At 65.5% G+C, this 16,571-nt stretch carries 18 protein-coding genes and 1 tRNA gene; 12 read left to right on the top strand and 7 right to left on the bottom strand.

Annotation, left to right across the window (positions count from 1 at the left end):
- Position 1: 1 nt before the first annotated feature.
- The 3 genes from pxpB to P4826_RS04660 are packed head-to-tail and all read left to right on the top strand — an operon-like array spanning position 2 to position 3,473.
- Positions 2 to 1,606 (top strand): 5-oxoprolinase subunit PxpB, encoded by a 1,605-nt coding sequence (gene pxpB, locus P4826_RS04670; protein WP_317702745.1) that lies wholly within the window; start codon positions 2 to 4, stop codon positions 1,604 to 1,606.
- Between the two features lie 5 nt (positions 1,607 to 1,611).
- Complete coding sequence (locus P4826_RS04665; protein ID WP_317702744.1) at positions 1,612 to 1,749, top strand: hypothetical protein; 138 nt, start codon at positions 1,612 to 1,614, stop codon at positions 1,747 to 1,749.
- Positions 1,746 to 3,473: an acetyl/propionyl/methylcrotonyl-CoA carboxylase subunit alpha gene (locus P4826_RS04660; protein ID WP_317702743.1), complete on the top strand. Its 1,728-nt coding sequence runs from the start codon at positions 1,746 to 1,748 to the stop codon at positions 3,471 to 3,473. The genes P4826_RS04665 and P4826_RS04660 overlap by 4 nt, the downstream gene beginning before the upstream one ends.
- Before the next feature lie 64 nt (positions 3,474 to 3,537).
- On the opposite strand, the gene msbA is transcribed toward P4826_RS04660, so the two are convergent.
- On the bottom strand, positions 3,538 to 5,310 hold the full coding sequence (gene msbA / locus P4826_RS04655; RefSeq protein ID WP_317702742.1) for a lipid A export permease/ATP-binding protein MsbA: 1,773 nt from the start codon (positions 5,308 to 5,310) through the stop codon (positions 3,538 to 3,540).
- A gap of 119 nt (positions 5,311 to 5,429) precedes the next feature.
- Here msbA and tolB point away from each other — a divergent pair, with 119 nt between their 5' ends.
- From tolB to P4826_RS04630, 5 genes are all read left to right on the top strand, one after another.
- Positions 5,430 to 6,749 (top strand): Tol-Pal system beta propeller repeat protein TolB, encoded by a 1,320-nt coding sequence (gene tolB / locus P4826_RS04650; protein ID WP_317702741.1) that lies wholly within the window; start codon positions 5,430 to 5,432, stop codon positions 6,747 to 6,749.
- Positions 6,750 to 6,793: 44 nt separating this feature from the next.
- Positions 6,794 to 7,339, top strand: coding sequence for a peptidoglycan-associated lipoprotein Pal (pal, locus tag P4826_RS04645; protein WP_317702740.1), 546 nt, complete (start codon positions 6,794 to 6,796; stop codon positions 7,337 to 7,339).
- The gene (ybgF, locus tag P4826_RS04640; protein WP_425605220.1) at positions 7,339 to 8,127 is read left to right on the top strand and encodes a tol-pal system protein YbgF; all 789 of its coding nucleotides are present in this window, start codon (positions 7,339 to 7,341) and stop codon (positions 8,125 to 8,127) included. The genes pal and ybgF overlap by 1 nt, the downstream gene beginning before the upstream one ends.
- The gene (locus P4826_RS04635; protein WP_317702738.1) at positions 8,124 to 8,915 is read left to right on the top strand and encodes a tRNA threonylcarbamoyladenosine dehydratase; all 792 of its coding nucleotides are present in this window, start codon (positions 8,124 to 8,126) and stop codon (positions 8,913 to 8,915) included. The genes ybgF and P4826_RS04635 overlap by 4 nt, the downstream gene beginning before the upstream one ends.
- A gap of 34 nt (positions 8,916 to 8,949) precedes the next feature.
- A tRNA-Lys gene (locus tag P4826_RS04630) sits at positions 8,950 to 9,025 on the top strand.
- 122 nt (positions 9,026 to 9,147) lie between these two features.
- Here the strand turns inward: P4826_RS04630 and P4826_RS04625 are convergent.
- On the bottom strand, positions 9,148 to 9,747 hold the full coding sequence (locus tag P4826_RS04625; RefSeq protein ID WP_317703709.1) for an arylesterase: 600 nt from the start codon (positions 9,745 to 9,747) through the stop codon (positions 9,148 to 9,150).
- Positions 9,748 to 9,828: 81 nt separating this feature from the next.
- On the opposite strand from P4826_RS04625, the gene P4826_RS04620 reads away from it, so the two are divergent.
- Positions 9,829 to 10,545: an ABC transporter ATP-binding protein gene (locus tag P4826_RS04620; protein ID WP_317702737.1), complete on the top strand. Its 717-nt coding sequence runs from the start codon at positions 9,829 to 9,831 to the stop codon at positions 10,543 to 10,545.
- A gap of 24 nt (positions 10,546 to 10,569) precedes the next feature.
- Here P4826_RS04620 and P4826_RS04615 read toward each other — a convergent pair whose 3' ends face one another.
- Positions 10,570 to 11,580, bottom strand: a complete 1,011-nt coding sequence (locus tag P4826_RS04615) for a GGDEF domain-containing protein (RefSeq protein WP_317702736.1) — start codon at positions 11,578 to 11,580, stop codon at positions 10,570 to 10,572.
- A 212-nt stretch (positions 11,581 to 11,792) separates the two neighbouring features.
- On the bottom strand, positions 11,793 to 13,004 hold the full coding sequence (sstT, locus tag P4826_RS04610) for a serine/threonine transporter SstT (RefSeq protein ID WP_317702735.1): 1,212 nt from the start codon (positions 13,002 to 13,004) through the stop codon (positions 11,793 to 11,795).
- Between the two features lie 153 nt (positions 13,005 to 13,157).
- Here sstT and rlmB point away from each other — a divergent pair, with 153 nt between their 5' ends.
- From rlmB to P4826_RS04595, 3 genes are all read left to right on the top strand, one after another.
- Entirely contained in the window at positions 13,158 to 13,910 is a 753-nt protein-coding gene (gene rlmB / locus P4826_RS04605; protein ID WP_317702734.1) for a 23S rRNA (guanosine(2251)-2'-O)-methyltransferase RlmB, read from the top strand.
- Positions 13,911 to 14,024: 114 nt separating this feature from the next.
- Complete coding sequence (locus tag P4826_RS04600) at positions 14,025 to 14,378, top strand: hypothetical protein (protein WP_317702733.1); 354 nt, start codon at positions 14,025 to 14,027, stop codon at positions 14,376 to 14,378.
- A gap of 101 nt (positions 14,379 to 14,479) precedes the next feature.
- On the top strand, positions 14,480 to 14,791 hold the full coding sequence (locus P4826_RS04595; protein WP_317702732.1) for a hypothetical protein: 312 nt from the start codon (positions 14,480 to 14,482) through the stop codon (positions 14,789 to 14,791).
- Between the two features lie 190 nt (positions 14,792 to 14,981).
- On the opposite strand, the gene P4826_RS04590 is transcribed toward P4826_RS04595, so the two are convergent.
- From P4826_RS04590 to P4826_RS04580, 3 genes are read right to left on the bottom strand one after another with little or no spacing between them, the layout of a single operon-like run.
- Entirely contained in the window at positions 14,982 to 15,446 is a 465-nt protein-coding gene (locus P4826_RS04590; RefSeq protein ID WP_317702731.1) for an SRPBCC family protein, read from the bottom strand.
- Between the two features lie 8 nt (positions 15,447 to 15,454).
- Positions 15,455 to 16,126: a dihydrofolate reductase family protein gene (locus P4826_RS04585; protein WP_317702730.1), complete on the bottom strand. Its 672-nt coding sequence runs from the start codon at positions 16,124 to 16,126 to the stop codon at positions 15,455 to 15,457.
- A 47-nt stretch (positions 16,127 to 16,173) separates the two neighbouring features.
- Positions 16,174 to 16,566: a VOC family protein gene (locus P4826_RS04580; RefSeq protein ID WP_317702729.1), complete on the bottom strand. Its 393-nt coding sequence runs from the start codon at positions 16,564 to 16,566 to the stop codon at positions 16,174 to 16,176.
- Positions 16,567 to 16,571: the final 5 nt, after the last annotated feature.

Genomic DNA, 16,571 nt, shown 5'->3' with positions numbered 1-16,571 from the left:
TATGCGCTTCCTGCCCGTCTCATTGAACGCGCTGCTGGTGGAGCTGGCCGATCTGGATCAGACCCTGGCGCTGCTGGCTTCGCTGCAGCGCGAGCCCCTTCCGGGCGTGCAGGAGTTGGTGCCTGCGGCGCGCACCATCCTCGTGCAGTTCCGCCCTTCGGCCACCAGCGTGGCCGCGTTGGTGCAGGCTATTGCCGCGCGCGACCTGTCGCAGCAGGTGCGGCGCGACGCCACCCTGGTGGAAATCCCCGTGCACTACGACGGCGAGGATCTGGCCGAGGTGGCGCAAATCCTGGGCATCACGCCCGAGGAGCTGGTGCGCCGCCACACAGGTAGCGACTACAGCGTGGCCTTCGTCGGCTTTGCGCCGGGCTTTGCCTACCTGTCGGGCGGGCATGAGAGCCTGGATGTGCCGCGCCGCGCCACGCCGCGCACGCGCATTCCGGCGGGCGCCGTGGCGCTGGCCGGGCGCTTCAGCGGCGTCTATCCGCAGGCCAGCCCCGGGGGCTGGCAGATCCTGGGCACCACGCCGCTGGCCATGTGGGACATAGAGCGCGAGCAGCCGGCGCTGCTGCAGCCGGGTTTTCGCGTGCGTTTTGTCGATATTGCTACTCTGTCTGTAGCTGTTCGCGCACAACTGGAGCGCGCTGCAGACCAAAAACACTTGAAGCCCGCAGCGCCCGCACCAGCGCGGGGGCAGGCGCTGGAGGTGCGCTCGCCCGGCCTGCTCACGCTGCTGCAAGACATGGGCCGGCCCGGTTTGGCGGGGCAGGGCGTGTCGGCCTCCGGTGCGCTGGACCAGGGCGCCTGCCGCACGGCGAATCGGCTGGTGGGCAACCCACCCGACATGGCCTGCCTGGAGACCGTGAACGGCGGCCTGCGGCTGATGAGCCATGGCGACACCGTGGTCGCCGTGACCGGCGCCGATGCGCCCCTGACGCTTACCAGCGCCGGTGGCCTGCGCACCAGCGTGCCGCGCTACCAGCCCCTGGCCCTGGCGCATGGCGATCTGCTGGCCATTGGCGAGCCCGTTGCCGGCACGCGCTGCTATGTGGCGGCGCGCGGCGGCTATGACGTGGCCCCCATCCTCGGCAGCCTGAGCACCGACACCCTGGCCCATGTCGGCCCGCCGGCGCTGGCGGCGGGCGACCGGCTTGCCTTGCGCCCCGTGGCGCGGGGCTCGATAGTCGGCGGCGCCGAGCTGCCGCCCGATGATCTGCCCGGCCCCGATGGGGAGGTGGTGCTGGACGTGATCATGGGCCCGCGCACCGACTGGTTCACGCCCCAGGCCGTGCAGCTGCTCGCCAGTCAGCGCTGGCGCGTCACGCCCCAGTCCAACCGCGTGGGCCTGCGCCTGGCGGGCGAGCAGCCGCTGACCCGCTCCATCACCCAGGAGCTGCCCAGCGAGGGCACGCCCACCGGCGCCATCCAGGTGCCGGCCAGCGGCCAGCCGGTGCTGTTCCTGGCCGACCACCCGCTGACCGGCGGCTACCCCGTGATCGCCTGCATCGCGCCGCACCACCTCGATCGCGCGGGCCAGATCCCCGTGAACGCCTGGGTGCGCTTCAACCCCATCCGGCCCTTCGAGGCCATCAACCGTCCTTGAATGCCATGAAAAAAGTCCTCATTGCCAATCGCGGAGAAAACGACCGCGCAGCGGGCGTTTCATCACATTGCGGTGCCTGCGCAGCAGGCGACGGCGTTCTCGCCATCCAGCATTTACTGAAGGCGAAAGGTTTGAAGTCATGAAGAAGGTTCTGATTGCCAATCGGGGCGAGATCGCCGTCCGTGTGGTGCGCGCCTGCCGCGACTACGGCGTGCAGTCCGTCGCCGTGTATGCCAATGCCGACATCGACGCCCTGCACGCACGCATGGCCGACGAGGCCTGGGGGCTTGACGGTGACCGCCCGGCAGACACCTATCTGCACATAGAAAAACTGCTGGACATCGCCCGCAAGAGCGGCGCCGACGCCGTGCACCCCGGCTACGGCTTCCTGTCCGAGAGCGCAGCGTTTGCCCAGGCCGTGCTTGATGCGGGCCTGGCCTGGATTGGCCCCACGCCCCAGGCCATTGCGCGTCTGGGTGACAAGCTGGAGGCGCGCAAGATCGCGCTCAAGGTGGGCGCGCCGCTGGTGCAGGGCACGTCGGAGCCGGCAAAAGACGCCGCCGAGGTGCTGGCCTTTGCCGAGCAGCATGGCCTGCCCATCATCATCAAGGCGGCTTTTGGCGGCGGCGGGCGCGGCATGAAGATCGCGTGGCGCATGGATGAGGTGGCCGAGCTGTACGCGTCTGCCGTGCGCGAGGCCACGGCGGCCTTTGGCCGCGGCGAATGCTTTGTCGAGCAGTTTCTGGACAAGCCGCGCCATATCGAGGCCCAGGTGATGGGCGACAAGCATGGCAAGGTGGTGGTGCTGGGCACGCGCGACTGCTCGTTGCAGCGGCGCAACCAGAAGCTGGTGGAAGAAGCACCCGCACCGTTTTTGACCGACGCCCAGCGCCAGCGCATCCACCAGGCCGCGCACGACATCTGCGCCGAGGTCGGCTACGAGAGCGCGGGCACGGTGGAATTTTTGCTCTCGGGCAGCGGCGCCCTATCGTTTTTGGAGGTGAACACGCGCCTGCAGGTCGAGCACCCGGTGACCGAGCAGACCACCGGCCTGGATCTGGTGCTGGAGCAGCTGCGCGTGGCCGACGGTCTGCCCCTGTCCATCACCGAGACGCCCGCGCCACTGGGCCATGCGTTTGAATTCCGCATCAACGCCGAGGACGTGGGCCGCGGCTTTCTGCCCACGCCCGGGCCCGTGCAGCGCTTTGATGCGCCCAGCGGCCCCGGCGTGCGCGTGGACTCGGGCGTGCAGGCGGGCTCCATCGTGCCCGGCACTTTCGACTCGCTGATGGCCAAGCTCATCGTCACCGGCAGCACGCGCGAGCAGGCGCTGGCACGTGCGCGCCGCGCGCTGGCCGAGTTTCAGATCGATGGCGTGGCCAGCGTGCTGCCGTTTCACCGGGCGGTCATGGAGCAGGCGGACTTCATAGCCGCCGATGGCTTCAAGGTGCATACGCGCTGGATAGAAACCGCCTTTGCCAACGACCTCGCGGCGGCGGTACGTGCCGCGCCCCAGGCCGACGCCAGCCTGGTGCGCTGCGCCATCGAGATCGATGGCCGGCGCCTGCAACTGGGCCTGCCGGCCGTGCTGCTGCAGGGGCTGGCCGCCGCCGGCGGCGCATCGGCCACTGCGGCCGTCGCCCAGGAGTCGGTGGACGAGGCCGCCGTCGCCGCCCCCATCGCCGGCAACCTGCACGCCTGGAAGGTAGGGGAGGGCGATGCCGTTCAGGCCGGCGACGTCATTGCCGTCATGGAGGCCATGAAGATGGAAATGCAGGTCACTGCGCACCGCTCCGGCCGCATCACGCTGCAGGCGGCGGCCGGCAGCTACCAGGCGGCAGGCTCTTGCATCGCGCGCATTACTTGATGGTTTGAAGGTTTTTTGGCCTCTGGCCCTCATAGGGTAAGCGCGAGTAGCTATCTTTTTTGCGTCAAGAGGTGTGTGCCTGCAGGCGCGCAAACAGCCCGCCGGCGGCCACCAGCTCGGCATGCGTGCCCTGCTCGGCAATGCGCCCGCGCTCCATCACCACCACGCGGTCGGCATGCTCGATGGTGGACAGGCGGTGGGCGATGACCAGGGTGGTGCGCCCGCGCATCAGGCGCTGCAGGGCGTCTTGCACCAGGCGTTCGGACTCGGTATCGAGCGCCGAGGTGGCCTCGTCCAGGATCAGGATGGGCGCGTCCTTGTACAGCGCGCGTGCGATTGCCAGGCGCTGGCGCTGCCCACCCGACAGCTGCGTGGCGTTGTGCCCCACGATGGTGTGCACGCCCTGGGGCAGGGCGGCCACATGCTCGGCCAGATTGGCGGCCGCCAGGCAGTGGTGCACGCGCTCTTCGTCAATGGCGGCACCCAGGGCCACATTGGCGGCAATGCTGTCGTTGAACATCACCACGTCCTGGCTCACCATGGCGAATTGCGCGCGCAGCGACTCTAGGCGCCAGTCCTGCGCGGCCACGCCGTCGATCAGCACCTGGCCGCTGCTGGCTGCCACAAAGCGCGGCAGCAGGTTCACCAGCGTGGTCTTGCCGGCGCCCGACGGCCCGACCAGGGCCACGATCTCGCCGGGGCGGATGTCCAGGCTCACGCCGCTGAGCGCGGGCGCATGCTCGCTGTCAAACGACACGTTCACATCGCGCAGGCTGATGGCGCCCTGGGCATGCTGCACGGCATGCGTGCCGCCGGTTTCGGCCGGTGCGTCGCTGAGCAGCAGCAGGCCGCGCTCCAGCGCCGCCACGCCGCGCGTGATCGGGTTGGCCACATCGGCCATGCGGCGTATCGGCGCAATCAGCATCAGCATGGCCGCGATGAACGAGGCAAAGCCGCCCACCGACACATCCTTGGCACCATGGCCATGGCTTTGCCACAGGGCGATGCAGATCACGGCCGACAGGGCGCCGGCGGCCAGCAGCTGCGTGGTGGGCGTCATGGCCGCCGAGGCGATGGTGGATTTGATGGCCAGGTGGCGCAGGCGCTGGCTCAGGCTGTTGAAGCGCGCGGCCTGACCGGCTTGTGCGCCATGCAGGCGCACCATGCGGTGGGCGAGCACGTTCTCTTCCACCACATAGGCCAGGTCGTCGGTGGCCTGCTGGCTGCTCTTGGTGATCTTGTACAGACGGCGCGACAAGGCCTTCATGATCCAGCCCACGCCGGGCACCATGACGGCCACGATGAGCGTGAGCTGCCAGTTCAAATAAATCAGGTAACCCAGTAACGCCACCAGGGTGAAGCCGTCGCGCGACACGCCAATCAGCGCCTGCACCAGCGAGGTGAAGCCGGTCTGCACCTCATACACCACGGTGTTCGACAGGGTGCTTGCCGACTGCTGTCGAAACAGCGCCATGTCGGCCGCCAGCAGTCGCTCGAACAGGGCCGTGCGCAGGCGCAGCATGCCTTCGTTGGCGATGCGCGAGAGCGCATACTGGCCAGTGAACTGGGCCAGTCCGCGCACCAGGAACACACCGATGATGGCCGTGGGAACCATCCACAGATTCAGTGATCCCTCCGTGAAGCCCTGATCGAGCAAGGGTTTGAGCAGCGCGGGTATCAGCGGCTCGGTGATGGCGGCCACCACGGTGGCCAGCAAGGCCATGGCCCAGGCCAGACGCTGGTAACCAAAGTACGCATGCAGGCGCCGCAGCCGGGCTAACAGCGATGGTGTTGGCGGCTGGGGGGGCTTGGGCGCGCTATGATTCAAGTCTTGCATGAGGGGCGGATTCTACGCAGCAGCACAGTTTGTGACATGGCGCGCTACGCTATGTGTAACATCGCAGGTTCTGTTGACCGGCACTAAACGGTTATTTGACGGTTATTCAACGGTTGCCAATGACTATCGAGCGCACCTTCCCATCCTCACCCCTTCGCGCGGCCATGCCGCACATCTCGCGCCGCCATGCTGTCGCAGCACTGGCCGCCGCCTCCAGCCTGCCAGCACTTGCCCAGTTCCGTGTCGAGATCACGGGCGTGGGCCTGACGCAACTGCCGATCGCCATCGCGCCGCTGCGCGGTGAGGCGCAGTCGCCGCAGAAGATCTCCGCCATCGTGCAGGCCGACCTGGAGCGCAGCGGCCGCTTTGTCGGCGTTGACGCCTCGGGCGTGCCGCTCGATGAAACCTCACGCCCGGACCTGTCGCAGTGGCGCCAGCGCAAGGCCGACGCCCTGAACACCGGCAGCGTGACGCGTCTGGCCGACGGGCGCTTTGACGTGCGCTTCAGGCTATGGGATGTGGTCAAGGGCCAGGATCTGGGCGGACAGAGCTTTGTCGTGACGCAGGCCGACCTGCGCCTGGTGGCGCACCGCATCGCAGATTTCATCTACGAGAAGCTCACCGGCGAACGCGGTGTGTTCTCCACGCGCATCGCCTATGTCACCAAGGTGGGCGCGCGCTACAGCCTGTGGGTGGCCGATGCCGATGGCGAAAATGCCCAGTCGGCACTGTCAAGCCCCGAGCCCATCATCTCCCCGGCCTGGTCGCCCACGGGTACGCAATTGGCCTATGTGTCGTTCGAGTCGCGCAAGCCGGTGGTCTATGTGCACGATGTGGCCACGGGCAAGCGCCGGCTGATCGCCAACTTCCGCGGCTCCAACAGCGCTCCCGCCTGGTCGCCCGACGGGCGCACCCTGGCCGTCACACTGAGCCGCGACGGTGGCTCGCAGCTCTACACCATCGACGCGGGCGGCGGCGAGCCGCGCCGCCTGATGCAAAGCGCCGGCATTGATACCGAGCCGGCCTTCTCCAGCGACGGCCGCAGCATTTACTTCGTGAGCGACCGCGGCGGCTCACCGCAGATTTATCGCGTGGGTAGCGGTGGCGGCAATGCCGAGCGCGTGACCTTCAATGGCTCCTACAACATCTCGCCGGCCATCAGCCCCGACGGGCAGTGGCTGGCCTATATCTCGCGCATCGGCGGCGCCTTCAAGCTGCAGGTCATGGATCTGAAGTCGGGCACGGTCAGCTCGCTTACCGATACCTCTGCCGACGAAAGCCCGAGCTTTGCACCCAATAGCCGCCTCATCCTGTACGGCACCCAGCAGCAGGGGCGCGAGGCGCTCATGACGACCACCCTGGACGGCAAGATCAAGGCCAGGCTGGCCGGGCAGGGAGGCGACATCCGCGAGCCCGATTGGGGCCCGTTTCAGAAGTAAGTCTTCCCAGCTTTCCAAACACCTGTTTTTCTCAGCACGACATCATGAAATCAACTCCATTCAAACGTCTTTCGATCGCCTTCACCATTGCCGCCCTCATGGCCGGCTGCAGCTCCGGCGTCAAGCTTGACGATGTTCCGGTCGAGGACAAGGGCGCCACCTCCACCACCGGCGGTGGCGCTGGCGCCGGTGGCGCAGGACAGAGCGGCGTGGCGCCGGTGGATCTGAGCCAGTCCAGCCGCGACGTCGGCGGCCCCGTCGGTGTGGCGCGCATCATCTACTTCGACTTTGACAGCTACACCGTCAAGCCCGAGTTCCAGTCGCTTCTCGAAGCCCACGCGCGTTACCTGAAGGCATCCTCCGCACGCAAGGTCATGCTCGAAGGCCACACCGACGATCGCGGTGGCCGCGAATACAACCTGGCCCTGGGTCAGAAGCGTGCCGAGGCCGTGCGCCGTTCGCTCGGTCTGCTGGGCGTGTCCGATGCGCAGGTCGAAGCCGTGAGCTACGGCAAGGAAAAGCCAGCCGTGCAGGGCAACAACGAAAGCGCATTCGCACAGAACCGCCGCGTTGAGCTGTCGTACCGCTGATGGTCGCGCGCATGTCTTTTCCCCAACGCTCGCGCGCCCTGACGGTGGCAGTATTTGCCGCCGTGGCGACCTGGGCCGTGCCCAGCCATGCGTTGTTCGAGGATGACGAGGCGCGCCGCGCCATCCTGGAGCTGCGTCAGCGCTTCGATGCCTTGCAGCAGTCCAACCAGCGCTCTGGCGAGCGCTCGGGTGAAGAAGTCTCGCAATTGCGCCGCAGCCTGCTCGACCTGCAAACGCAGATCGAGGCATTGCGTACCGAGCAAGCCAGCCTGCGCGGACAAAACGAGCAGCTGCAGCGTGAGGTGGCGGAGCTGCAGCGTCGGCAAAAGGACATCGCCCAAGGCGTGGATGAGCGGCTGCGCAAGTTCGAGCCGTTGGCAGTGACGGTGGATGGGCGCGAGTTTCGTGCCGACCCGGCAGAAAAGCGCGAGTTCGAGGCGGCTCTGGCCGTGTTCCGCTCGGGCAAATTTCCTGAGGCGGCAACGGCGTTCGGCAGCTTTATGCGCCAGTACCCGCAGTCCGGCTACCTGCCATCGGCACGCTTCTGGCTGGGCAATGCGCAATACGCCACGCGAGACTACAAAGAGGCTATCAACAACTTCAAGAGCCTGCTGGCAGCCGCGCCCGACCATGCGCGCGCGCCCGAGGCAGCATTGTCAATTGCCAACTGCCAGATCGAGCTGAAGGACACGCGCGCAGCGCGCAAGACGCTGGAAGACCTGATGCGCGTATATCCGCAATCCGAAGCCGCAGCCGCTGCCAAGGAACGTCTGGCGCGCCTGAAGTGAGCGTGCCGGCGCAAGAGTCGGCCGATCTGCAGCGCCGCTTTGGCGGTCTGCAGCGGCTGTATGGCGTGGCCGGCGCCCAGCGCATCCGCGCCGCGCATGTCGCCGTCATCGGTATCGGCGGCGTCGGTTCCTGGGCCGCGGAAGCCCTGGCCCGCTCCGGCGTGGGGCGCCTCACCCTGATCGACATGGATCATGTGGCCGAATCCAACGTCAACCGTCAGATACACGCCCTGAGCACCACCCTCGGACAAGCCAAGGTGCGCGCCATGGCCGAGCGCATTGCGCTCATCAACCCAGAGTGTCGGGTCGATTGCATAGAAGAGTTCGTGGATCCGGCCAACTGGCCAACCATCGTGCCCGCCCCGGTGGATGCCGTCATCGATGCTTGCGATCAGGTTCGCGCCAAGGCCGCCATGGCTGCCTGGGCCATGCAAACGCGTACCGCTTTCATCACCGTGGGCGCGGCCGGCGGAAAGCGACTGGCGCACAAGGTCGATGTGGATGACCTGGCACACACCACACATGACCCGTTGCTGGCTCAGCTGCGCTACCGCCTGCGCCGCGAACATGGCGCCGCCCGCGAAGGGAAGCGCATCGGCGTGGCCTGCGTCTTCAGCCGCGAAGCCGTGGCCCCGCCGCATGCCTCCTGCGCCATCGATGAAGGCGATGGTTCATTGAACTGCCATGGCTACGGCTCCAGCGTGGCCGTCACCGCCACCTTCGGGCATTGCGCGGCCGGCTGGTTGCTGGACAAACTGTCGGCGGACGTTCCAAAAAACACGCTATAATTTACAACTTTGCTGTAGACATGCAGCAAAGCTTGGGACGTTAGCTCAGTTGGTAGAGCAGCGGACTTTTAATCCGTTGGTCACAAGTTCGAATCTTGTACGTCCTACCAAGCTATATAAGGAAAGCGCACTATCTAAACAATAGTGCGTTTTTTTTGGGTTTGGCTTGTAGCTTGTAGGTGACCTGTAGACAGTTTGCCCAAAAATGGCATGTCCCAGCGCCTGGTCCAAGCTATAGCAGCTTGCGCAACTCGGGCCAGACGTTGTCCAGCATACGCGGCTGGGCCTCGGATCGCGGGTGGATGCGGTCGGGCTGGAACAGCGCCGTGGGGTTGGGTGCATCGGCCACGCCCTTGAGCAAGAAGGGCACCAGGGCCGCCTTGCGCTCCTTGGCTACGGCCTCAAACAGGCTGGCAAAGCGGCGCCCATAGTCGGCACCATAGTTGGGTGGCATCTGCATGCCCACCAGCAGCACGCGCGCGCCTGCCGCCTGCGCCTGCTCGGTCATCCAGTCCAGGTTGTCCTGGGTATTCGCCAACGGCAGGCCGCGCAATGCGTCATTGCTTCCCAGCTCCAGTACGACATGCGTGGGCTGATGCAGTTTGAGCAGCGCGGCCAGGCGTGCGCGGCCACCGGCTGTGGTGTCGCCGCTGACGCTGGCGTTGACGACCGTGGCCGGGATTTTTTCCTGTGCCAGGCGCTGTTCCAGCAGCGTGACCCAACCCGTTCCGCGTGCCAGACCATACTCGGCGCTGAGCGAGTCGCCAACCACCAGGATGACGGAACCCTTGGCGGAGCCGTTCTTGCCTGGCTGGGTGCCAGCGTATGCCATGCCCACAATGGCCAGGGTGGCCAGGGTGGCCAGCACGATAAAGTCACGCCTCATCATAGAAATCAACTTCGAGAACCTTTCATGTCCGAAACCATTGCCGTCCCTGCCCAAAGCCTGGCAGCGACCGCGTCGCAGGCACCCATCATTGACGTAGCGCATGTGCACAAATCCGTTACCGACTCCACGGGCACACTGGAGATTTTGCGCGATATCGATTTCACCCTGGCCGAGCGGGAAACCGTGGCCATCGTCGGTGCCTCGGGTTCGGGCAAGAGTACCTTGCTTTCCATCATTGCCGGGCTGGATACACCCACCCGTGGCACGGTGCGCCTGGCGGGGGAGGACTTGTTTGCATTGAACGAAGACGAGCGTGCCGCGCTGCGTGCGCGCAAACTGGGGTTTGTTTTCCAGAGCTTCCAGCTGCTGGCCAATCTCACGGCGCTGGAGAACGTGATGCTGCCGCTGGAGCTGGCGGGTCACCGTGACGCGCGCCGGCGCGCCGCCGACATGCTGGGCCGTGTGGGGCTTGCGCAGCGGCTGTCGCATTACCCCAAGGTGCTCTCCGGCGGCGAGCAGCAGCGTGTGGCCCTGGCGCGCGCCTTTGTGGTGCAGCCAGCCGTGCTGCTGGCGGACGAACCCACGGGCAGCCTGGACTTTGCGACCGGCGAGACCATCATGGAACTGATGTTCGCCCTGAACCGCGAACAGGGCACGACCCTGGTGCTGGTGACGCACGATCGCGCCATCGCCGAGCGCTGCGACCGGCGCATCACCATCGAGGCCGGGCGGCTGGTGTAGCCAAGCTGTGTCGGTGCGCGACCGTCACTCGGCCAGAGGTGTGTCGCATTCGACGCGGTTGCGCCCGCTGTGCTTGGCCCGGTACAGCGCCGCGTCTGCCCGTCCAAGCAGCGTGGATTGGGTGTCGCCAGACCGGTAGACGGTTCCACCTATCGATATGGTGATGTTGTGCCTACCCAATTCAGGAATGCGTAGGCGCTCTACCTGCACGCGCAGGCGCTCGCTCGCAACTTTGGATTCAGCAAGGTCGTTGGCCGCAATTAGCAGTACGAACTCCTCGCCTCCGTAGCGGGCCATGTAGTCGCCTTTTCGCAGCGCCTCACGCATGGCGTGGGCCACCCTCTTCAAGACCAGGTCGCCCACCAGATGCCCAAAACTGTCGTTAATGTGCTTGAAGTGATCGATGTCCGCGATCAACAGTACAAAGGCTGGGGCACCGCGTTCGCAGCGGCTGACCTCACGATCAAGCATTTCTCCCATGTGATGGCGATTGAACGCGCCGGTCAGCGCGTCACGTTCGGCCATGTCTTTGATCGTGCGCAGTGATTCTGACAGCCTGCGCCGCACGTGGCTCATGTAACCCACCAGCGGGCCCATCACAGCCAGGGTGGCGGTGAGCGTGGCCCATTGCGTCCACTCGACCGATGGTTCGATTTGCTGCGGCTTACGCGTCGTGAGCAAAACGATGACCAGCGCATAGGCGGCCGACGATAGTGCCCCCATGGCTAGCAGTTCCACGGTTGTTAGCCGCAGCACACCGAACAGAAGAATCACCAGCAGCAGCATCAACATGCCGCCACGAATGGCGTCGGCGTGATAGAGGATCACGGCCACTGCGGCAATGGCCACGGTCATTTGCGCCATGGTCATGCTGGGATCATTGAGGCGCAGGTTCAACCCGCTTTTGATCAGCGCGTAGAAGACGGTGTTCGTCACCGTGAAAATCGCCAGCCAAAGCGGAGTGAACCAGCGCGGCAAAAAACCCAGCCACGTCACCATCAGCAGCATCAACGCGCAGGGCAGGTACACGGCCACGGAAAGCAACAGGCGCCGCAGGCGTAGCCTTTGCTTATCATCGATGCGGTGGTCGGACTGCGCCGCCGAAGCGGGGGTGGCATGGGGTTTCGGTACCGATGATTCCTGATGTGTGTAATTTTGTATCTTGCCGGCAAATTTGCAGTTTGGCTACGGCATATCGGCGTGAGTAGTATTCAGGCCACAGGGGCTGGCGGCTATATCGGGACGTCTCAGCCGCGTTCCTGCGCCATGCAGGCCGTGGCGGTGAACAGTACGTCGGTGGAAGAGTTCAGCGCCGTCTCGGCAGAATCCTGCAGCACGCCGATGATGAAACCCACGCCCACCACCTGCATGGCCACGTCGTTGCTGATGCCAAACAGGCTGCAGGCCAGCGGAATCAACAGCAGCGAGCCCCCGGCCACGCCCGAGGCGCCGCAGGCGCAGACCGAGGCCACCACGCACAGCAACAGTGCCGTCGGCATGTCCACCGAGATGCCCAGTGTGTGGGCTGCGGCCAGCGACAGCACGCTGATGGTGATGGCCGCGCCCGCCATGTTGATCGTCGCACCCAGGGGAATGGCGATGCTGTAGGTTTCTTCGTTCAGGTTCAGGCGCTTGGCCAGCGCCAGGTTGATGGGGATGTTGGCCGCCGAGCTGCGCGTGAAGAAGGCGGTTACGCCGCTCTCGCGCAGGCAGGTGAAGACCAGCGGATAGGGATTGCGGCGAATGACCAAGAATACGATCAGCGGGTTCACCACCAGCGCCACGAACAGCATGCAGCCGATCAGCACCGCCAGCAGGTGAGCGTAGCCCCACAGCGCCTGGGTGCCGGCCTCGGCAAAGGTGGCGGCTACCAGGCCCATGATGCCGACCGGCGCGCAGCGTATCACCCACTGGATGACCAGGGTGACGGCCTGCGCGCCGTCCTGCAGCGCGGTGCGTGTGCTGGCGCTGGCGTGGCGCAGGGCAATGCCCAGCGCCACGGCCCAAGCGAGGATGCCGATGTAGTTGGCCTCCAGCAGCGCCTTGACCGGGTTGCTGACGATGCTTTGCACCACGTTCAGCAATACCTGAGACACCGCACCCGGCGCCGCTTGATCCTGCGCCGCCGATTGCAGCACCAGCGTGCTCGGGAACCACAGGCTGGCGGTCACGCCGACGATGGCAGCGGCCAGGGTGCCAACGAGGTATAGCAGCAGCACGGGGCGCATGTGCGTGCTCTCTCCCGGGCGGTGGTTGCCGATCGCGGCCATCACCAGCACGAACACCAGTATTGGCGCAATGGCTTTCAGGGCGGAGATGAACAAGGTGCCCAGAAAGGCCACCGAGGGCGTGGCCGCTGGTACCAGCATGGCCAGGGCCAGGCCGACCAGCAGGCCGATGATGATCTGGGTGACCAGGCTGGTGCGCTGCACCCAGCGCAGCAAGGCGGAAAACAACATGATGGGATACACGTGCAAAGCGCGCGCCAGGCGCACGGATCGGTGCAGCGGGCATTTCCACCAAGGCGGGTTGCCTTGGCGTGCGCGGGGTTGTATGGAGGGCAACCCGGTATTTTAAAAGCTGCACCGGCGCATCGCTGGATAATCCCCTCCATGTCGTCCCCCAAAGTCCTGTTCGGCTTTCATGCCGTGGGCGTGCGCCTGAAGACGGCGCCGCAATCCATCATCGAGGTGTATTACGAGGCCACGCGCCGTGATGCGCGCATGCGCCAGTTCCTCGCGCGTGCCAAGGAGGCCGGCGTGCGCCTGATCGAGGCCGACGGCCTGCGCCTGGCGAAGCTGGCCGGCAGCCATGGCCACCAGGGCGTGGCCGCGCGCGTGGAGGCCGTGGCCCAGCTGCAGTCGCTGGACGATCTGCTTGACCAGCTTGAGGCCGATGGCGTGACGAATCCGCTGCTGCTGGTGCTCGACGGCGTGACCGACCCGCACAACCTGGGCGCCTGCCTGCGCGTGGCCGATGGCGCCGGCGCGCATGCGGTGATCGCGCCCAAGGATCACGCGGTGGGCATCAACGCCACAGTGGCCAAGGTGGCTAGCGGCGCGGCCGAGACCGTGCCCTACTTCATGGTGACCAACCTGGCGCGCACCCTCGGCGAGCTCAAGGAGCGCAATATCTGGGTGATAGGCACCAGTGGCGACGCCGACAAGAACCTCTACCAAGTGGACTTGAAGGGCCCCGTGGCCCTGGTGCTGGGCGCCGAGGGCCCCGGCATGCGCCAGCTCACGCGCAAGACCTGCGACGAGCTGGTGTGCATCCCCATGCAGGGCGCCGTGGAGAGCCTGAACGTCTCTGTGGCCAGCGCTGTCTGCCTGTACGAAGCGCTGCGCCAGCGCGGCCTGGCGTAGCGGCTGGCTCGAATCCGCGGTGCCATCAGGGGTGACGCATGTGCGTCGGCAACCCCGCACAATCGCAGCGTATGCTTGCGGCGTCAGCTGTATCCATCACTGATTGGAGACGTCATGATCCGCATGTCAGCCATCACGGTTTTTGTTGCCTTGGTGCCGGGGGCATTCCTTTTGGCACCTGTCTGCGCCTCGGCCGAGGGCTCGGTCACGATCGAGTCTCCCAAGGACGGTGCGCGACTCGACGCGATGAAGCAAACCAGTCTCGTTTACGAGGTGCTGCCCGGGCCCGACGGCAACCATGTGCATGTCTACTTGGACGACAAGGAGGTCGGCATCCTGCGTCAGCTCAAGGGTAGTTATGCCCTCCCGACGCTGGCCGCCGGAAAGCACGACATCTGCATCAAGGTCGTCAACAAGGGGCATACGCCGATCGGCTTGCAGCGCTGCGTCGGCGTCACCGTCGAGTAATCGATGTGGATCTGCAGAACCTTGCGTATGCGCTGACCCAGGTCGCCCATAACTTCGGGGCCGTGGCGGTCGTTGCAGTTCCTCTGTATGCGCTTTGTTCCATGCACCCCGCGGGCTCGCGCGGCCTGCTGTGGCTGGCGTTGTCGGGCTGGGCGCTGCAGCTCGCCAGCGGTGCTGTGTTTGGCGCGGTGAGCTGGCATTTCTACGGGCAATTTCCAGACATCCACGGCATTGCGATTGCTGCCCTGGTGCTCAAGGTGTTGTGCGCGCTGGTGGCGCTGGTACTGATCGCGCTGTCGCTGTACGCACGTCCTTTGCACGATGGCCGTCGCAGCACCGTGACCTGGCGCCTGCTGGCCACGCTGGGCGGTACGGCACTGACGGGCGCGGCGTTTTTGCGCTGGTTTTCGTGATCGCAATGCGACGGTGTGGCCGGGTGTTCAACGCCCAGGGTTTCTTGCCGCTTGGGCTAGTACTGCAACTCGGAAGTAGAGGAACACAATGAAATCGATGCATTCGCGCGCAAGGCAAGGCGCAAACCGCAGCAATAGCCGTAGCCATTGCGAGGATTTGCAACGCCGCCATGCGGGCGAAGGCGCGATTTCACGTTCCGATACTTTCGGGTTGCAGTACTAGTACTGAGGCCAATCGATCCAGGTTCTGCTCGTTGCTGGGAGCGCACAGCGGGGCCATGCGCGCGCAGGCCTCGGGGCTGTCGAAGCGCTGCTGCCAGCCGATGCGGGTGCCGCCGTCCTGTGGTGCCAGGCTGAGCGTCAGCTCGAACCAGTGCATGTTCAGGTGTTCGATCACCACCCGCTGGTCGGCCACGATCTCAATAAAGCGGCAGACGTTGGGGTAGTCGGTGCCATCGGGGCCGTGCAGCGTGAAGACCCAGTCGCCACCGGGGCGGAAGTCAAAGGTCTGGAAGCTGCTGCTAAAGCCATTGGGGCCCCACCAGCGTGTCAGTAGCGCCGGGTCGGCGATGGCGCTAAAAACGGCCTCGGGCCGGGCGGGCAGGATACGCGCCGTGGTCAGCGTGAAGACATCGTTGGATGAAAATTCGCTCATGGCTTGGCTCACTCGTTTGGGCCGCCGGCGCGCTCTTGGCGCCGCAGGACGGCATGCATGGCTTTCTGCGATGCGACAAATTCAACGCATTCGTATCCCAGGGTTCGCAGGTCAAGCCCCTGAAACAGCGACTCGCCCCGGCCCAGCAGGACGGGCGCGATGGCAAGATGCAACTCGTTGATGAGGCCCTCGCGTAGATACTGCCAGATGGTGCTCGGCCCGCCGCCTATGCGCACGTCCATTCCCGCCGCGGCCTCGCGCGCACGGTCGAGCGCCTCGCGGATGCCTCCGGTGATGAAGTGAAAGCTCGTGCCGTCTTCCATCGCTATGGAGGAACGCGCATGATGGGTCAGGATGAAGACCGGAACGTGGTACGGCGGATTGTTGCCCCACCAGCCTTTCCAGCCTGCGTCCGGCCATGCGCCGCGAATCGGGCCGAACATGTTTCTGCCAAGAATCCAGGCGCCCACATTCCGAAAACCACGGGCGGCGAACTCATCGTCCACTCCGGCCGTGCCGCCGTCCTTGCCGAACAAGGCCCGTTGGAGGGTACGCGTTGGCAGTAGCCACTGGTGCAGTTCCGTCCCGCCCACGCCGAGCGGATGGTCGATGTCCTGATCCGGGCCCGCTGCGTATCCGTCAAGAGATATGGTGAAGGCCTGAACGCGAACTCTTGTCATTGATTGCCTCCGCTGGACGCCCGAACGGTTGCTGCGCCTTCGCCGGCTTACTGCATCGAATGCAGGCCGATGGTGTTGCCCTCGGTGTCGATCACCAGCGCGCAGTGGCCGTATGGGCCGATGGCGAACTTTGGTTTGAACACCTTACCACCTGCCGCCTCGACGCGGCCCTGCTCGACGGCGCAGTCCGTGCATGCGAAGTACACCAGGGTGCCTGGCCCACCTGCGGGCCGCGGGCAGTCGGCCATCTGCACCAGCATGCCGCCGGCGCCGGGCGCCTCCATGGTCATGGGAAAGCCGAGCATCTGCAGGCCGCTGGCTTCGCCCTCGGGGGCGGCCATGGGCTCCAGTTGGCAGCGGAACACGGTTTCGTAGAACTTGCGTGCGCGCTCCATGTCTTGCACGTAGATCTCGAACCAGACGACAGGATTGGGTTTCATGCTGT

The organism is Diaphorobacter limosus (genome assembly GCF_033100095.1).
Lineage (GTDB): Bacteria > Pseudomonadota > Gammaproteobacteria > Burkholderiales > Burkholderiaceae_C > Alicycliphilus > Alicycliphilus limosus.
This window is presented reverse-complemented; position numbering and strand designations above follow the sequence as displayed.

Bases quoted from the DNA above. Each gene is read 5' to 3' on its own strand.
- P4826_RS04595 (WP_317702732.1), top strand. From the start codon at position 14,480: ATGCACCCCGCGGGCTCGCGCGGCCTGCTGTGGCTGGCGTTGTCGGGC.
- tolB (WP_317702741.1), top strand. From the start codon at position 5,430: ATGACTATCGAGCGCACCTTCCCATCCTCACCCCTTCGCGCGGCCATG.
- rlmB (WP_317702734.1), top strand. From the start codon at position 13,158: ATGTCGTCCCCCAAAGTCCTGTTCGGCTTTCATGCCGTGGGCGTGCGC.
- P4826_RS04625 (WP_317703709.1), bottom strand. From the start codon at position 9,747: ATGGCATACGCTGGCACCCAGCCAGGCAAGAACGGCTCCGCCAAGGGT.
- ybgF (WP_425605220.1), top strand. From the start codon at position 7,339: ATGGTCGCGCGCATGTCTTTTCCCCAACGCTCGCGCGCCCTGACGGTG.
- P4826_RS04620 (WP_317702737.1), top strand. From the start codon at position 9,829: ATGTCCGAAACCATTGCCGTCCCTGCCCAAAGCCTGGCAGCGACCGCG.
- P4826_RS04665 (WP_317702744.1), top strand. From the start codon at position 1,612: ATGAAAAAAGTCCTCATTGCCAATCGCGGAGAAAACGACCGCGCAGCG.
- P4826_RS04590 (WP_317702731.1), bottom strand. From the start codon at position 15,446: ATGAGCGAATTTTCATCCAACGATGTCTTCACGCTGACCACGGCGCGT.
- sstT (WP_317702735.1), bottom strand. From the start codon at position 13,004: ATGTTGTTTTCCGCCTTGCTGCGCTGGGTGCAGCGCACCAGCCTGGTC.
- P4826_RS04600 (WP_317702733.1), top strand. From the start codon at position 14,025: ATGATCCGCATGTCAGCCATCACGGTTTTTGTTGCCTTGGTGCCGGGG.
- pal (WP_317702740.1), top strand. From the start codon at position 6,794: ATGAAATCAACTCCATTCAAACGTCTTTCGATCGCCTTCACCATTGCC.
- msbA (WP_317702742.1), bottom strand. From the start codon at position 5,310: ATGCAAGACTTGAATCATAGCGCGCCCAAGCCCCCCCAGCCGCCAACA.
- P4826_RS04585 (WP_317702730.1), bottom strand. From the start codon at position 16,126: ATGACAAGAGTTCGCGTTCAGGCCTTCACCATATCTCTTGACGGATAC.
- P4826_RS04660 (WP_317702743.1), top strand. From the start codon at position 1,746: ATGAAGAAGGTTCTGATTGCCAATCGGGGCGAGATCGCCGTCCGTGTG.
- P4826_RS04580 (WP_317702729.1), bottom strand. From the start codon at position 16,566: ATGAAACCCAATCCTGTCGTCTGGTTCGAGATCTACGTGCAAGACATG.
- pxpB (WP_317702745.1), top strand. From the start codon at position 2: ATGCGCTTCCTGCCCGTCTCATTGAACGCGCTGCTGGTGGAGCTGGCC.